This window comes from Ruegeria sp. BG5, assembly GCF_056538425.1.
On the sequence record NZ_JBQFTC010000001.1, the window covers coordinates 752,930 to 768,096 of the forward strand.

Genomic DNA, 15,167 nt, shown 5'->3' on the forward strand with positions numbered 1-15,167 from the left:
ATGACGGAAATCAGCCGTGTGTCGCTATTCGGCAAGCTGAACAAGCTGGGCTATCAGGCCATTGAAGGGGCCACCGTGTTCTGCAAGATGCGGGGCAATCCGTATGTCGAGATCCAGCATTGGCTGCATCAGATCCTGAACGGTCAGGACAGCGACATTCACCGCATCATTCAGCATTACGATCTGGATCCGGGTAAGATCGCCTCGGAACTTACGCGCAGTCTGGACATGCTGCCGCGCGGGGCGTCCTCGATCTCAGATCTTAGCGATCATCTGATGGACGCGATGGAGCGCGGCTGGGTCTGGGGCTCGCTGCTGTATTCCGACAGCAAAGTGCGCACCGGGTATCTGATTTTGGGCATGCTCAAGACGCCCGCGCTGCGCAACATTCTGGCCAGCATGTCGCCGGAACTGGCGAAGATCGGTGCCGATGATCTGGCCGACAGCTTTGGTGAGGCCACCGATGGCTCGCCCGAGGATACGCTGGGCGCGCAGGACGGCTCTAACGTGGGTGGCGGAGCGGAACCCGGTGAGGCCAGCGGCGCGATGGCCCCCGGCGCGATGGGCAAGGGCGAGGCGCTGGAGCAGTTCTGCACCGACCTGACCGAACAGGCCCGTAACGGTGAGATCGATCCCATCGTGGGTCGTGACGAAGAAATCCGCCAGATCGTCGATGTTCTGATGCGCCGTCGTCAGAACAACCCGATCCTGACCGGTGAGGCGGGTGTTGGTAAAACGGCTGTGGTCGAAGGTTTCGCGCTGCGGATCGCTCGTGGTGACGTGCCGCCCGCGCTGAAAGATGTGCGCCTTTTGGTGTTGGATGTGGGCCTGCTGCAAGCGGGCGCGTCCATGAAGGGCGAGTTCGAAAACCGTCTGCGTCAGGTGATTGATGAGGTTCAGGCCAGCCCGACGCCGATTGTGATGTTTGTTGACGAAACGCACACATTGGTTGGTGCAGGGGGTGCCGCCGGAACCGGCGATGCGGCCAACCTGCTGAAACCGGCGCTGGCGCGGGGCACGCTGCGCACTATCGGCGCGACCACATGGGCCGAGTACAAAAAATACATCGAGAAAGACCCGGCCCTGACCCGCCGTTTTCAGGTGGTGCATGTGGAAGAACCCGATATCCCAAAGGCGGTTCTGATGATGCGCGGCATCGCCTCGATGCTGGAAAAACACCATCGCGTGCAGGTGCTGGACGAGGGGATCGAAGCGGCGGTTACTCTGTCCGCGCGCTACATCCCCGCGCGTCAATTGCCGGACAAATCGGTGAGCCTGCTGGATACGGCCTGTGCGCGGGTCGCGGTATCTCAGCACGCTGTTCCGGCCGAGGTGGATGACAGCCAGCGGCGGATTGAGGCTTTGACCACCGAGTTGGAGATCATCGAACGCGATGAGACCGCAGGCTATGACGTCGCAGACCGGCGCGAGGCCGTGAATGCCGCGAAAGAGGCGGAAGAGGCGCGGCTGGCCGAACTCAACGGGCGTTGGGAGACCGAGAAAAAGGTGGTCGAAGAAATCCTCGAGCTGCGGGCCAAGCTGCGCGCAGGCGGGCAAGAGGTCGAAGGCACCGGCACCGCCGAAGGCGAAGCCGCGACCGAGGAAGCGCCAGACGCTCAGCCCATCGACCGTGAGGCTCTGTTGGCTGAGTTGAAAGCGAAGAATGCCGAACTGGAAGAGGTACAAGGCGACAGCCCGCTGATTCTACCCATCGTAGATCATCAGGCGGTGGCCAGCGTGGTCGGTGACTGGACCGGTATCCCGGTTGGCCGCATGGTCAAGGACGAGATCGAGACCATTCTGAATCTGGAAACCCGTCTGGCCCAACGTGTGATTGGTCAGGATCATGCGATGAAAATGATCGCCAAGCGCGTTCAGACCAGCCGCGCGGGGCTGGACAATCCGAACAAACCCATCGGGGTCTTCATGCTGGCAGGCACCAGTGGCGTCGGCAAAACCGAAACCGCGCTGGCTCTGGCCGAAGTTCTCTATGGCGGTGAACAGAACGTCATCACCATCAACATGTCCGAATATCAGGAGGCGCACACCGTCAGCAGCCTGAAAGGCGCCCCTCCGGGCTATGTCGGATATGGCGAGGGCGGTGTGCTGACCGAAGCGGTGCGGCGCAAGCCGTATTCGGTGGTACTGCTGGACGAGGTCGAAAAGGCCCATCCGGATGTGCACGAGATCTTTTTCCAGGTCTTCGACAAAGGCGTCATGGAGGATGGCGAAGGCCGCGTGATCGACTTCAAGAACACGCTGATCCTGCTGACTTCGAATGTTGGTACCGAGATGATCATGGATATGTGCGCCGACCCGGACCTGATGCCCGATCCCGAAGGCATGGCCAAGGCGCTGCGCGATCCGCTGCTGAAAGTCTTCCCGCCGGCGCTGTTGGGACGTTTGGTGACAATTCCCTATTATCCGCTCAGCCCCGAAATGCTGGGCGAGATCACCAAGCTGCAGCTGGGCCGAATCAAGAAGCGGGTCGAATCCGCGCATGGCGTGCCGTTCGAATACACCGACGCCGTGGTGGACGAGATCGTCAACCGCTGTCAGGAGCTGGATAGCGGTGGTCGTATGATCGATGCGATCGTAACCAATACAATGCTGCCGGATATTTCGGCTGAATTCCTAAAAAGAATGATGGAGGGCGAAGAAGTTGCCAAAGTCGTGATCGATGTCACAGACGGCGACTTCACTTATGGGTTTGACTGAGCGGGACCTGAATACAAGGGCAACTGGAACTAGAAAATCCCGATAGCGGAGGAACGCTGAAATGGCCAAGAAAGAAGTTACATCCCACAAATTCTATGTCGTCGATCTGATCCGGTCGAAACCCAAACTGGAATATATCGAAATTCCCAGCTACCGCGTTGACGTCAAATTCGACGTCACCGCCAAGGGTCCGGTCCCGTCGACCACGCTGAAGCGTCTTGAAGCGACCGGCATGAAAGAGCTGGAACGCTACGAGAAGGTCATCACACAAGAGGCGGTCAAGCTCGACAAGAAAGTCGGCGAGCTGATGAAAACGCCGGGTCCGAAAGCTCAGGCTGAAGCCGAGAAGATGATCCAGGCGACCAACCAGATGATCTTGAACGCGCTGAGGTCTGCGGAAGGGGCGGCCAATGTTGCGATCGAAAAGCAGATCAAGGTCGAAGCCAACAAAGACAAGCTGCTGAAAGAGGCGCGGGTCAAGACCACGCTGAAAGTGACCGCAGGTGTGATCAAGATCGGCACCGCAATCACCCGGCTGGTGGCGACCTCGGGCGCAGATGTCATGGCCTACAAGACCATCGTCAAGCAGGTGTATGATCTGGGCAAAGAGGTTCAGCAGCAATTGAAGGGGGAAGAGGCGCTGCGCAAGGATCTGTACAGCGCGATCCAGAAATATATCACGCTGCGCGGTACTTCGATCATGCAGGCGGCGGAACGGCAGGGGATCACCGACACGTCGGGGATTTCGGTCAAAAAGCCGATGGAAGCGATCAAGAAGTTCACCGCCAAGGCCGTTGCCATGGGCGACGAGGTGACCAAGGGCCGCGATCCGAAGGCCATCGCCAAGGACATCATGGATTTTGCGATCAAGGGCTATCAGTCCTACCAGAAGGATTCGGACAAAAAGCGCAAGCTGTACCGGGAGCACACCACCAAGACCCGTCAAAAGGTGGATTCGCTGGGCAAGGCCGCTGACAAGCTGATGAAGGCCGCGAAATCCCAGAAAACGCTGAAGGAAGGCATCAAGCTGGGCGCCGAATGTATGGCCGTCAAGCGTGAGGCCAGCGCCATGGCCGCCAAGCTGGAAGAACGTCAGAAGTTCCTGGCCGAAATGGAAGCGCTGATGGAAGGCAACGGTCTGAAGGTGGATGACACCGCCATCATCGACAAGCTGAAGAAACTGGACAAAATGACCGTCCTGAAAGAGGCCAAAGAGATGGTGACCTCGGTCAAGGGTGTCATTACTCTGGTTGAAGGCATTAGCGACGTCGTCGGCTAAGACAAAAACACGCGCCGGGTGCAGGATGCTGCGCCCGGTGCCTATGTGACAGGAGGGCGTGTTGGAGACCGGTATCGAGAAGAGCGAAACGCTCCGCGACACCGCGCGCGAATTTGTCGAGCGCAAGGCCGTGACCAACACCATTCTGGGCGTGATCATCTTCAACGCGATCACGCTGGGCCTGTCCACGTCCGCGTCAATCCAATCCAGCATCGGCGATGTTCTTGTGGTGATCGACAAGATCGTGCTGGGCGTTTTTGTGGCCGAGCTGCTGGTCAAGTTTTACGCCTATCGTCTGAGTTTCTTCAAAAACGCATGGAATATCTTTGACCTGGTGGTCGTGACCCTGGGCCTGTTGCCCAACCGCGATGGTCTGTCCGCCCTGCGGGGGCTGCGCGTTATCCGCGCGATGCGCCTGTTGTCGGTCATCCCGCAGATGCGCGCCGTGGTTCAGGCATTGCTGGACGCACTGCCCGGCATGGGGGCGGTGATCATCATGATCTCGATCGTGTTCTATGTCTTCGCGGTCATGGCGACGCTGATGTATGGCCCCGACTTCCCGGAATGGTTCGGCACGCTGGGCCGCTCGCTCTATTCCCTGTTCCAGATCATGACGCTGGAAAGCTGGTCGATGGGCATCGTGCGCCCGGTGATGGAGACGCACCCGACCGCCTGGATCTTCTTTGTGCCCTTCATCGTCATCACCGCGTTTTCGGTACTGAACCTGTTCATCGGTCTGCTGGTCAACACCATGCAGTCGGCGGTCGAGGACGAGTCGGTCGAAGAATTCTCACATCTGCGCGAACTGGTGCGCAGCGAGACGGATATCGTCGATGAGCGCGTTAAGGAACTGCTGGAAGAGGTCCGGGCCCTGCGCCGTGAAGTGGCCGACTTAAAAGGGCAGAACAATGGCTGACAGTTCCCAGAAATTCATCGCGCGCAACCGCGCGCCCCGCGTTCAGATTGAATATGATGTCGAGCTTTACGGGGCCGAGAAAAAGGTTCAGCTACCCTTTGTCATGGGCGTGATGAGCGACCTGTCCGGCAAATCCACCGTGGAAACGCCGTCGGTGTCGGACCGCAAGTTCCTTGAGATCGATGTCGATAATTTCGACGACCGCATGAAGGCCATGGCCCCGCGGGTCGAATTTGCCGTGCCCAACACGCTGACCGGCGAGGGCAATCTGGCCGTTGATCTGACCTTTGAAAAGATGGCCGATTTCACCCCGGCCCAGATCGCCTCAAAGATCGAGCCGCTGCGCAAGCTGCTTGAGGCGCGGACCCAATTGTCCACGCTGATGGCCTATATGGACGGCAAAACCGGTGCTGAGGCCTTGATCGAAAAGATCCTGGCCGACCCGGCGCTATTGGGCGCGCTGGCCAACAGCCCGGTGCCCGAGCAGGACAGTCAGGCCACGCTGGATGCCCTGCGCGACGCTGCCCCCGAGGACGCGCACGAAGATACGTCTGTCGAGGATGCGCTGGCCTCGCTGCCCGAGACGGAAACTGCTGAGGAACAGGATCAGTCCGATGACATCCTGTCGGGACTGGCAGCAGCGGCTCCGGACGATGCGCCCGAGGATACATCGGTCGCAGACGCCCTGTCCTCGATCCCCGAGGTAGAGGCGTCGGAAGAGGCGGACGTCTCGGCGGATGTTCTTGCCGATTTGGCCGATGCTGCCCCGGCTGACACGCTTGAGGATACATCGGTCGCGGACGCCCTGTCCTCGATCCCCGAGGTTGAGACGTCGGAAGAGGCGGACGATTTGGCAGACGTTCTAGCCGATTTGGCTGAGGCCGCTCCGACGGGCACGCCTGAGGATACCTCGGTAGCGGACGCCCTGTCCTCGATCCCCGAGGTTGAGATTTCGGAAGAGGCGGACGGTTCGGCAGATGTTCTGGCCGATTTGGCCGAGGCCGCTCCGACGGACACGCCCGAGGATACCTCGGTCGCGGATGCCCTGTCCTCAATCCCCGAGGTTGAGATTTCGGAGGAGGAGGACGGTTCGGCGGATGTTCTTGCTGACCTCGCCGATGCCGCACCCGCTGAGCAGGCCGCTGACACGGCGACGGATGACGCCCTGTCGTCCCTGCCCGAGATTGACCTGCCCGAGGATGAAGACTCATCCGGCGATGTTCTGGCCGGTCTTGCCGACGCAGCCCCCGAGGATACTCCCCAAGATCAATCCGTGGACGACGCCCTTTCATCCTTGCCTGAAATGGAGGCAGCAGAGGAAGGCGACCAAAGCGACGATATTCTGTCAGAACTGGCGGATGCGGCCCCGGAAGAGGCTGACGCCGGTGCCGAGGTTGAAGACGCGCTGTCCTCGATCCCTGATGCGCCGGAAACGATCGAGGAAGACAACTCGGGTATTCTGTCCGACCTGGCGGATGCCGCGCCTGAGGAAACGGAAGACGACACCGATCTGGACGATTTGCTCGGTGATCTGGCCGACGCTGCTCCTGAGGACGAAGAGGATACGTCAGCCGATGATGTCCTTGCGACCGTTCCGGAGGTTGAAGCTGCCGAGGTAGAGGACGGTTCGGACGACATTCTGGGTGAACTTGCGGATGCTGCGCCGGAAGACGTGACTGAAGACGAAACCGATCTGGATGATCTATTGGGCGATCTGGCCGACGCTGCTCCTGAGGACGAGGAAGGTACATCTGCGGACGACGTCCTTGCGGCAATGCCTGAGGTGGACGCCGAAGATGAGCTGGATGAGTTGGATGACATATTGGGCGATCTCTCCGACGCCGCGCCACAAGAGGATACCGACGACGGTGATACGCTCGACGATGTGCTGGGCGATCTGACCAGCGACACTGAGAGCGAAGAAGAGACTGAGAATGATGCCGACGATTTGGATCTCGATCTGGACGACCTGCTGAGTGATGATGCTCCGTCCGATGATGATGCCGACACGGCGGAGAATGACGCGGACGACCTGGATCTCGATCTGGACGACTTGCTGAGTGACGATGCTCCGTCCGGTGATGACGTCGACACGGCGGAGGATGATGCGGACGACCTGGATCTCGATCTGGACGACCTGCTGAGTGATGACGCATCGTCCGATGATGACGCCGACACGGCCGAGGATGACGCGGACGATCTGGACCTCGATCTGGACGATTTGTTCGATGACGATACGCCGTCCGAGGATGATAAAGACACGACCGAGGGTGATGCTGACGACTTGGACCTCGATCTGGATGATTTGTTCAATGATGACACGCCGGCGGGGGATGACTCCGAAACGGCTGATGATCTGGATCTGGACCTCGACGATCTGCTGAGCGGCGATGATACGGAAAGCGGGGAATCGGGGGAGGCCGCGCCCGACACGGAAGGAGCCGAGCAATCAGGCGAACCGCAGCTTGCCTTTGGGCGGATGAGCGCGGATCGGCCGGACCCGGAACGTCTCAGGCGTACGCGATTCCGGATTGCCATATTCGGCGATTTCTCGGGCCGTTCGGCGCGCGGGCAGATCGAAACTGGGGACGCGTTGGCCGCGCGCAAACCGATCCTGCTGGACCCCGATACGGTCGAGGATGTGATCGAAAGCTTTGCCACAACGCTGGTGCTGCCGATTGGTAAGGACGGGGCCGGGATCGAGGTCAAGCTGAACGAATTGGACGACCTGCACCCCGATGAGCTTTATGAAAAGGTCGAGTTGTTCGACGGGCTGTCGGGCCTGAAAAGCCAGCTAAGTTCGGGTGCGACGGCAGATCATGCTGCCAAGCAGTTGATTGCCTGGGGTGAGGAATTTGGGCAGGCGGTGGTGCCGCCGCGCAAGACTTCGGGCGGCAATACGGTGCGCGCCGACCTGAAACTCAGCGATTTTCAGAAGCTGATCGGCGATACCTCGGGCGAATTGGCGCAAGCCTCGCCGGTGGATGATCTGCTGAAACGGGTGGTCGGCCCGCATATCCGCAAGCTGCCCAGCCCGGACGTGAGCGCCATGCAGACGGCGGTGGATGAGGCGCTGAGTGCGGCGATGCGGATGGTGCTGCATCACCCGGAATTCCAGTCGGTCGAGGCGCAATGGCGCAGCCTCGATCTGATTGCCCGCAGCGTCGAGGATGACGATACGCTGGATGTGATCCTGTATGATGTGTCCGCCGAGGAAATCGCTGCCGATCTGGCCGCCGAAGAGGATCTGGCCAAGACCGGTCTGGTGCGGTTGCTGACCGAAGAACCGCTGGATGAGGAAAACGGGCGCGGCGGATATTCGGCGATGATCGGGCTTTATACGTTCGAGGAAACGCCGCCCCATGCCGAGCTGCTGGGCCGGATCGGTCGGGTCGCGGCCCATGTGGATGCACCCTTCCTCAGCGCCATTACCCCGGCGTATCTGGACATCAAGAAAGAGGACCGGCACCCGCTGGTGGTCAAAGCCTGGGATACATTCCGCGCCATGCCCGAGGCGGGGCATGTGGGTCTGGCCTCACCCCGGTTCCTGCTGCGCCGGCCCTATGGCGCCAAGTCGGAACCGATCTACGAGTTCGACTTCGAGGAATTCACCGAGACCGAGGGCCTGCGCGGCATGCTCTGGGCCAACCCGGCGGTTCTGGTGACGATCCTGCTGGCGCGGTCCTTCAAACAGAATGGCAAGGCGATGAAACTTGGCTCGGTCATGAGCCTTGGGGGCATACCCTATCACTATGTCAATGACCGTTATGGCGATCAGGTGGCGCTGCCTTGCACGGAACGCAATATCACGCTGGACAAACACGAACATTCGGTCCAGCGCGGCTATATGCCGGTGCTGTCGGTCAAGGGTCGCGATGAAATCCGGCTGGGTTCGTTCAACTCGGTGGCCGGGCAGGAAATTCTGGGGCCGTGGACCGGCGTGCCGGTGCCGGAACCCTCGCCCGATGTGCCGCCCGAGCCCGAGGCAGAAGAAACGCCTGATGTGGATGATTTCGATCTGGATCTGGGTGGCGACGACTCGGATGATCTCGATCTGGGCGGCGATGATGCGCTGGATCTTGGGACCGACGATTTTGATCTGGATCTGGGCGATGGTGACTCCAGCGATCTGGACGATTTCCTGTCCGGGTTTGGCGATGACGACGACGATGAAGAAGACGACGAAGAAATGGACCCGGAACTGGCTGCCTTGCTGGCTGATCTGTGACGGCATGGCGAACAAGATGTGGAAGGAACGGTAAATGGCTGAGAGTTTGCAAAGCAAGGAATGGCCGCTTCGGATCACCGGGTCATATACGTATGACGAGGATGAGTTGGTCATCCGCCGCGCCATCGTGACCGAACAGCTGGGCGAGTTGACGGATATTCAGGTCGAGGTGCTTTCGCCTGACAAGTCCATCGCGCTGGACAAGCTGCTGGGCAAGATCATGACCATCCATATGGCTGCCGCAGAAGGGGCCGAGCGCAAGTTTACCGGTACCATCGTGCGGGTCGAGCGCCTGGCGCTGCGGGACGGGTTCGTGCAGCTGCTGGTCGAACTGCGCCCCTGGTTCTGGATGCTGGATCAGACCACTGACAGCCGCATCTTTCAGGAAAAGACTGCCGTGCAGATCATCGAGCAGATCTTTGGCGAATACGGGTTCTCCGACTTCAAGAAAAGCCTCAGCGCGACTTATCAGCCACGCGAATATTGCGTGCAGTATCGCGAGACGGATTTCGACTTTATCTCGCGCCTGATGCAGGAAGAGGGCATCTATTACTACTTCGACTACTCAAAGGCAGAAGACAAGCTTGAGACGCTGGTGCTGTGCGACGATGTCTCGGCCCACAAACCGATTGAAGGGGACTCGTCGGTCGAATACCGCCCGGGTGACGATTACAAGCAGCGCCTGTCGGATTGCGTGTCCGAGTGGGCCAGTTCCCAGCAGATCGTGCCGGGTGTCGTGTCGCTGCGGGATTTCGATTTCAATACACCCAACGCCAAGCTGGAAGTGCGGGCAAATACCAAGACCAAGGCCACGCACAACCATAAAAGCCATGAGCTGTATGACGCGCCGGGGCATTACTACAAGGAAACAAAACTGGGCACGACGCGCGCTCAGGTGCGGATGGAGGCTGAAGATGCCCGGTTCGACCGCCGCCGGGCGCGCGCCTCGGTCCGCGCGATGGAGGTCGGACGGACGTTTACGCTGAAGGAGCATCCTGACAAGGATCAGAACGATGATTACCTGATCACGGGCGCAACTTATTACCTGCAGACCACCGAAGGTTACGGGTTCGAAAAGAACGAAAAGGATCTGGACACCGGTGCGCTGGAATTCCCCGACGATAGCGGCGAGATGTTCATGGTCGAGTTCGACGCTCAGCCGAAATCGGTCAAGTATCGCTCGGCACTGACGACGCCGTGGCCCGAGATCTCGGGTCTGCACACGGCGATTGTCACCGGCAAAAGCGGTGAGGAGATTTGGACCGACAAGCATGGCCGCATCAAGGTGCAGTTCCATTGGGACCGCGAAGGCAAGAAGGACGAAAACACCACCTGCTGGGTCCGCGTTGTGACCCCGTGGTCCGGCAAGAACTGGGGCATGGTCAGCATTCCCCGGATCGGGCAGGAGGTTGTGATTCAGTTTGAAGAAGGCGACCCGGATCGGCCGATCTGCACCGGTATGCTGTATAACGCCGATACGATGCCGCCTTACGCTCTGCCCGCCAATCAAACCCAGTCGGGCATCAAGACGCGGTCTTCGAAAGGCGGTAGCGCCGAGATGTTCAATGAGCTGATGTTCGAGGACAAGAAGGGCGAGGAACTCGTGCGCTTTCAGGCGCAGAAGGATCACGAGAAACTGGTCAAGAACAAGTCCACCATCACGGTCGGCTATGACAAGCTGGATGTGGGCGGCAATGGCGGTGATGGCTGTCTGAGCCAGGTGGTCAAGAAAAACGTGGACGAGACGATCAAGGAAGGCGATCACACCTTCACCATCGAAACCGGCAGCCAGAAAGTCAGTATCAAGACCGACCAGACCGAAACCATCGAAGGGAAGTCCACCCGCACCGTGACGGGCAACCATGCCGAGACGATCAAGCAAGGCAACCTGACGACCGAGGTCAGTCAGGGCGATAAATCCACGACGGTCAAGATGGGGGACATCAAGGTCGATGCCAAAATGGGCAAGATCACCATGACCGCCATGAAGTCGATCGAATTGAAGGTTGGTGGCTCATCGATCAAACTGGACCCGACAAGCATCACGATCAAAAGCACGATGATCAAGGTTCAGGCCAATGCCAAGCTTGATGCGAAAAGCCCGATGACCACGGTAAATGGCGATGCCATGCTGACCCTCAAGGGCGGCCTGACGATGATCAACTAAGGGGGGCCGAGTGATGAGCGATAGATTTACCGGAATGGCCAAGGTGCCTCAGGTCCCTGCTGCGCGGATGCTGGCGGACGCCCATGCGCGGCTGGCCACCAAGCTGGACGCGCCCGCCAGTGCGCCGTTGGACGTGGTGCTGACCGAGCTAGAGGAAAAAGGCGCAGTGGTCGACATATTGCGCCTGCTGGGCGTTGCCTTGCCTGCGCGGGAACGGGTCTGGTGGTCCTGTCTGGCCGCGCGCGATTATATCGGCGAAGCGCCGGACAACAACACACCGGCATTGGCCGCGTCTGAGGAGTGGGTGTTCCGCCCGACGCCCGAGAACCGCGAAAAGGCCGAAGAGACGATCGATCTGGCTGAACCCGATGACGAGACCATCAATTGCGCGATGGGCGTGTTATACTCGGACGGAACGCTGGGCACGGGGGATCTGGCGACCATGCCAGCGCCGCCCGGCGCGGCCGAGATTATGGCATTTGCGATGAATGTTGTTGCAATGGATATGCACGAAGATGACTTTGATGCCTATGTGCAGTTGCTGATTGATCGCGGCGTCGATATTGCTCGGGGTGGGAATGGTAAGCTGGACCGCACGGAAGGCGGTCTGGAGACGAAGGAGTAGACATGGGATTTCCACAAGCCCGCGTCACTGACATGCATTTGTGCACGCTGCCGGCCCCGCCGCCAGCGCCGCCGCCTCCTGCGCCGGTTCCGATGCCGATCATGCCGCCCTGCTGCCCTACGGTTCTGGTGTCCAAACTGCCTGCGGCGCGTATGTCGGATCTGGCCACGCCCGCTTTCCCGCATCCGATTGTCAAAGGGTCTGCAACTGTGCTGATCAGCAAGCTTCCTGCGGCGCGGGTTACAGATAATTGCGCCTGTGGCGGTCTTATCATACCGCCGTGCTGCCCTACCGTACTGGTCGGAGGATGAAGACAAACGCATGACGGTCACGTTGAAATTCCAATCCACCGGCGTTGTGCCGGGCGACGGGCGCCCGGTGTCGATGCAGGGAGGCTCTTTGACCGTCGGGCGTGGCCCGGCCAATGATCTGGTGCTGCCGGACCCTGAACGCACGCTGAGCAAAAGCCATTTCGTGATCGAGGATCACAATGGCAATGTGGTGATCGTCGATCTGTCGACCAATGGTACGTTCCTGAACTACTCGAAAATCTCCTTGGGCCGCACGCCGACGCCGCTGAACAACGGCGATGTGCTGACCGCAGGCGGGTATGAGATGGTGGTCGAGATCGGGGCCGATCTGCCCACGTTCGAGGAGATGATCCCGCAGCCGATGCAACAGGCCGGGGTGTCCCCGGGCCAGTCGCAGAACGCGCCGGACCCGTTGGCCTTGCTGGACGATGCAGGGCCGGGCGGGGATTTTCTGGATGACCTGCTGGGCGGCGATGCCAAGGGACCGGGGCAGATTGCAACGCCCGACCCGATGGACGAGCTGTTGCCGCCGTTGGACGATGATGACCCGTTCTTTGCCAAGCCCAAGGACGTTCACGCGGATATGGGCGCAAGCGATCCGATGCATAACCCGTCGGCCAGCGATGCGTTTTCGGCACCGCAGTCCGGGGGCGGGGCGAACCTGATCCCCGATGACTGGGATGATGACGATCTGTTGTCACCCTCGGGCGGCGCACCGTCGGACCCGTTTGCCGCGCCCGAGCCGCCGCCACCTGCGGCCCCTCCGCCGGAACCTGCGCCTCCGCCACCCGCGAAACCGACGCCCGGCGGTCAGGCTGATATTGCACCACCCACCCCCGCCGCGCCTGCGCCGGAGCCGCCAAAGCCTGAAACACCTGCGCCTGTGGCCGCAGGTGATCAGGCCGCGGCGCGGGCGCTGTTGGAGGCGCTTGAGGTGGACGACCTGCGCATCGACGATGCCGATCTGCCCGCCACCATGGGCCGCATGGGCCGCGTGTTGCGCGCGATGATCACCGGTTTGCGGGAAATCCTGATGACCCGCACTTCGATCAAGTCGGAATTCCGCATCGACCAGACCATGATCAGTGCGGGCGGGAACAACCCGCTGAAATTTTCGATCAGCCCGGAACAGGCCATCGAGGCCTTGGTCAAGCCGCGCGTCAAAGGCTATCTGGCCGCAGAAGAAGCCACCGAACAGGCGCTGAACGACATCAAGGCGCATGAGGTTGCGATGGTCACCGGCATGGAAGCCGCGCTGAAAGGCGTGCTGGCCCGGCTGGACCCCGAGGTGCTGGCGGGAAAAATCGAAGGCTCGGGCAAACTTGGGTCACTTTTCAAGGGTAAGAAGGCCCAGTACTGGGAAGTATATGAAAAGATGTATGCTGAAATCTCGGATCAGGCAGAGAACGATTTTCATGATCTCTTTAGCCGGGAATTCGCGCGCGCATATAAAGAACAGCTGGAAAAGCTGAAATAACGCCCTGATCAGGGCGGCAAGAACAAGGGAGGGCAGCCATTGTCCTGGGACAGCAAGGTGCTTTGGACCGAAGGGTTGTTTCTGCAACCCCATCATTTCCAGCAGGCGGATCGGTATACCGAGGCGCTGGTGGCTGGCCTTGCGCGGCGCGTCACGCCCTATGCCTGGGGTGTCAGCGCGCTGGAGATCGACGATGAGGTTCTGAAGGTTGGGCAGTTTGCACTGAAATCCTGCTCGGGGCTTACCCCGGACGGGCAAGTGTTTCGTGTGCCACAAGCCGAAGACCACCCGCCCGCGCTGGAAGTGCCCGAAACGATCAAGGATTGCGTGGTCTACTTGACGGTGCCGCAGCGGCGGCAGGGTGCGTCTGAAGTTGATCTGAGCGGGGCCGAACAATCGGTCAGCCGGTTGCGCCCGGCGGAGCAGGAAATCTCTGACGTGATGAGCCAGCAGAAAAAGCCGGTGACGCTGGGCATCGGCAAGCTGCGCCTGCAATTCGCGCTGGCGGTGGATGATCTGGCCGACAAGCTGGCCATTCCAATTGCCAAGATCATCGAGGTACGCCCCGATAAGGAAATCATTCTGGATCGCGGCTTTATCCCCTCCGTTCTGGATGTACGCGCGGCACCCGCGCTGGCCGGGTTCATGAACGAATTGGAAGGGATGCTGTCGCACCGGATGCAGGCCCTGGCCGGGAGATTGTCAGAAGGCGGGCCCGCGAAGGGTGCCGCCGAGATTTCGGACTTCCTGCTGCTGATGACCATCAACCGCAACCTGCCGCTGGTGCGCCATTTCGCCAATATCGAGAATGTGCATCCCGAGCACGCCTACCGCGTCTGCGCCTCGCTGGCCGGGGAACTGGCCACCTTCATGAGCACCGAGAAAGAGGCCGTGCAATTCCCGGCCTATCAGCATGACAACCTTACGGAATCCTTCGCGCCGGTGATCCGCACCCTGCGCCAATACCTCAGCTCGGTTCTCGAGCAGACGGCGATTTCGATCCCGCTGGAGCCACGAAAATACGGTATCAGTGTTGGTGTCATTGCCGACCGCAAGCTGATCGGCAATGCGGGCTTCGTGCTGGCGGTCAATGCCGACATCCCCGCCGAAGACGTGCGGCGGCATTTCGCAGGTCAGGCCAAAACCGGCCCGGTCGAGGAAATTCGCCAGCTTGTGAACTCTGCCCTGCCGGGGATCACGCTGCGCCCGTTGCCCGTCGCCCCGCGCCAGATCCCCTATCATTCCGGCGTTGTCTATTTCGAACTGGATGCGGCCAGCCCCTATTGGGGCAAGATGACAACCTCGGGCGGGATCGCAGTGCATGTCTCGGGTCAGTATCCGGGGCTGCAGATGGAGCTTTGGGCGATCCGCAACCAGTAAGAGTGAACGCGATCACTGGCTGCGCCGAAACAATTTGATAGGGCTTCCCAAGTGGGTCACACTTGT

At 60.1% G+C, this 15,167-nt stretch carries 9 protein-coding genes and 1 pseudogene; all 10 read left to right on the top strand.

Going from position 1 to position 15,167, the window contains the following annotated elements:
- The 10 genes and pseudogenes from tssH (at position 1) to tssK (ending at position 15,101) form a co-directional block, all read left to right on the top strand.
- Complete coding sequence (tssH, locus tag ACR0KX_RS03510; protein WP_170622527.1) at positions 1-2,718, top strand: type VI secretion system ATPase TssH; 2,718 nt, start codon at positions 1-3, stop codon at positions 2,716-2,718.
- A gap of 61 nt (positions 2,719-2,779) precedes the next feature.
- Positions 2,780-3,997: a hypothetical protein gene (locus ACR0KX_RS03515; protein WP_170622528.1), complete on the top strand. Its 1,218-nt coding sequence runs from the start codon at positions 2,780-2,782 to the stop codon at positions 3,995-3,997.
- Positions 3,998-4,055: 58 nt separating this feature from the next.
- Positions 4,056-4,913, top strand: a complete 858-nt coding sequence (locus ACR0KX_RS03520; protein WP_170622529.1) for an ion transporter — start codon at positions 4,056-4,058, stop codon at positions 4,911-4,913.
- A pseudogene (gene tssB / locus ACR0KX_RS03525) lies at positions 4,906-5,406 on the top strand (type VI secretion system contractile sheath small subunit); the annotation flags it as partial. The gene ACR0KX_RS03520 and the pseudogene tssB, both read left to right, overlap by 8 nt.
- An 810-nt stretch (positions 5,407-6,216) precedes the next feature.
- Positions 6,217-9,141: a type VI secretion system contractile sheath domain-containing protein gene (locus ACR0KX_RS03530; protein ID WP_480708388.1), complete on the top strand. Its 2,925-nt coding sequence runs from the start codon at positions 6,217-6,219 to the stop codon at positions 9,139-9,141.
- Positions 9,142-9,175: 34 nt separating this feature from the next.
- Entirely contained in the window at positions 9,176-11,308 is a 2,133-nt protein-coding gene (locus ACR0KX_RS03535) for a type VI secretion system tip protein TssI/VgrG (RefSeq protein WP_170622531.1), read from the top strand.
- 13 nt (positions 11,309-11,321) lie between these two features.
- Positions 11,322-11,933, top strand: coding sequence for a DUF6931 family protein (locus tag ACR0KX_RS03540; protein WP_170622532.1), 612 nt, complete (start codon positions 11,322-11,324; stop codon positions 11,931-11,933).
- A 2-nt stretch (positions 11,934-11,935) separates the two neighbouring features.
- On the top strand, positions 11,936-12,244 hold the full coding sequence (locus ACR0KX_RS03545; protein WP_170622533.1) for a PAAR domain-containing protein: 309 nt from the start codon (positions 11,936-11,938) through the stop codon (positions 12,242-12,244).
- A gap of 10 nt (positions 12,245-12,254) precedes the next feature.
- Positions 12,255-13,721 carry a type VI secretion system-associated FHA domain protein TagH gene (gene tagH, locus ACR0KX_RS03550; protein ID WP_480707863.1) on the top strand — a complete coding sequence of 489 codons (1,467 nt, stop codon included), beginning with the start codon at positions 12,255-12,257 and terminating at the stop codon, positions 13,719-13,721.
- Positions 13,722-13,760: 39 nt separating this feature from the next.
- Positions 13,761-15,101, top strand: a complete 1,341-nt coding sequence (gene tssK, locus ACR0KX_RS03555; RefSeq protein WP_170622535.1) for a type VI secretion system baseplate subunit TssK — start codon at positions 13,761-13,763, stop codon at positions 15,099-15,101.
- Positions 15,102-15,167 lie beyond the last annotated feature (66 nt).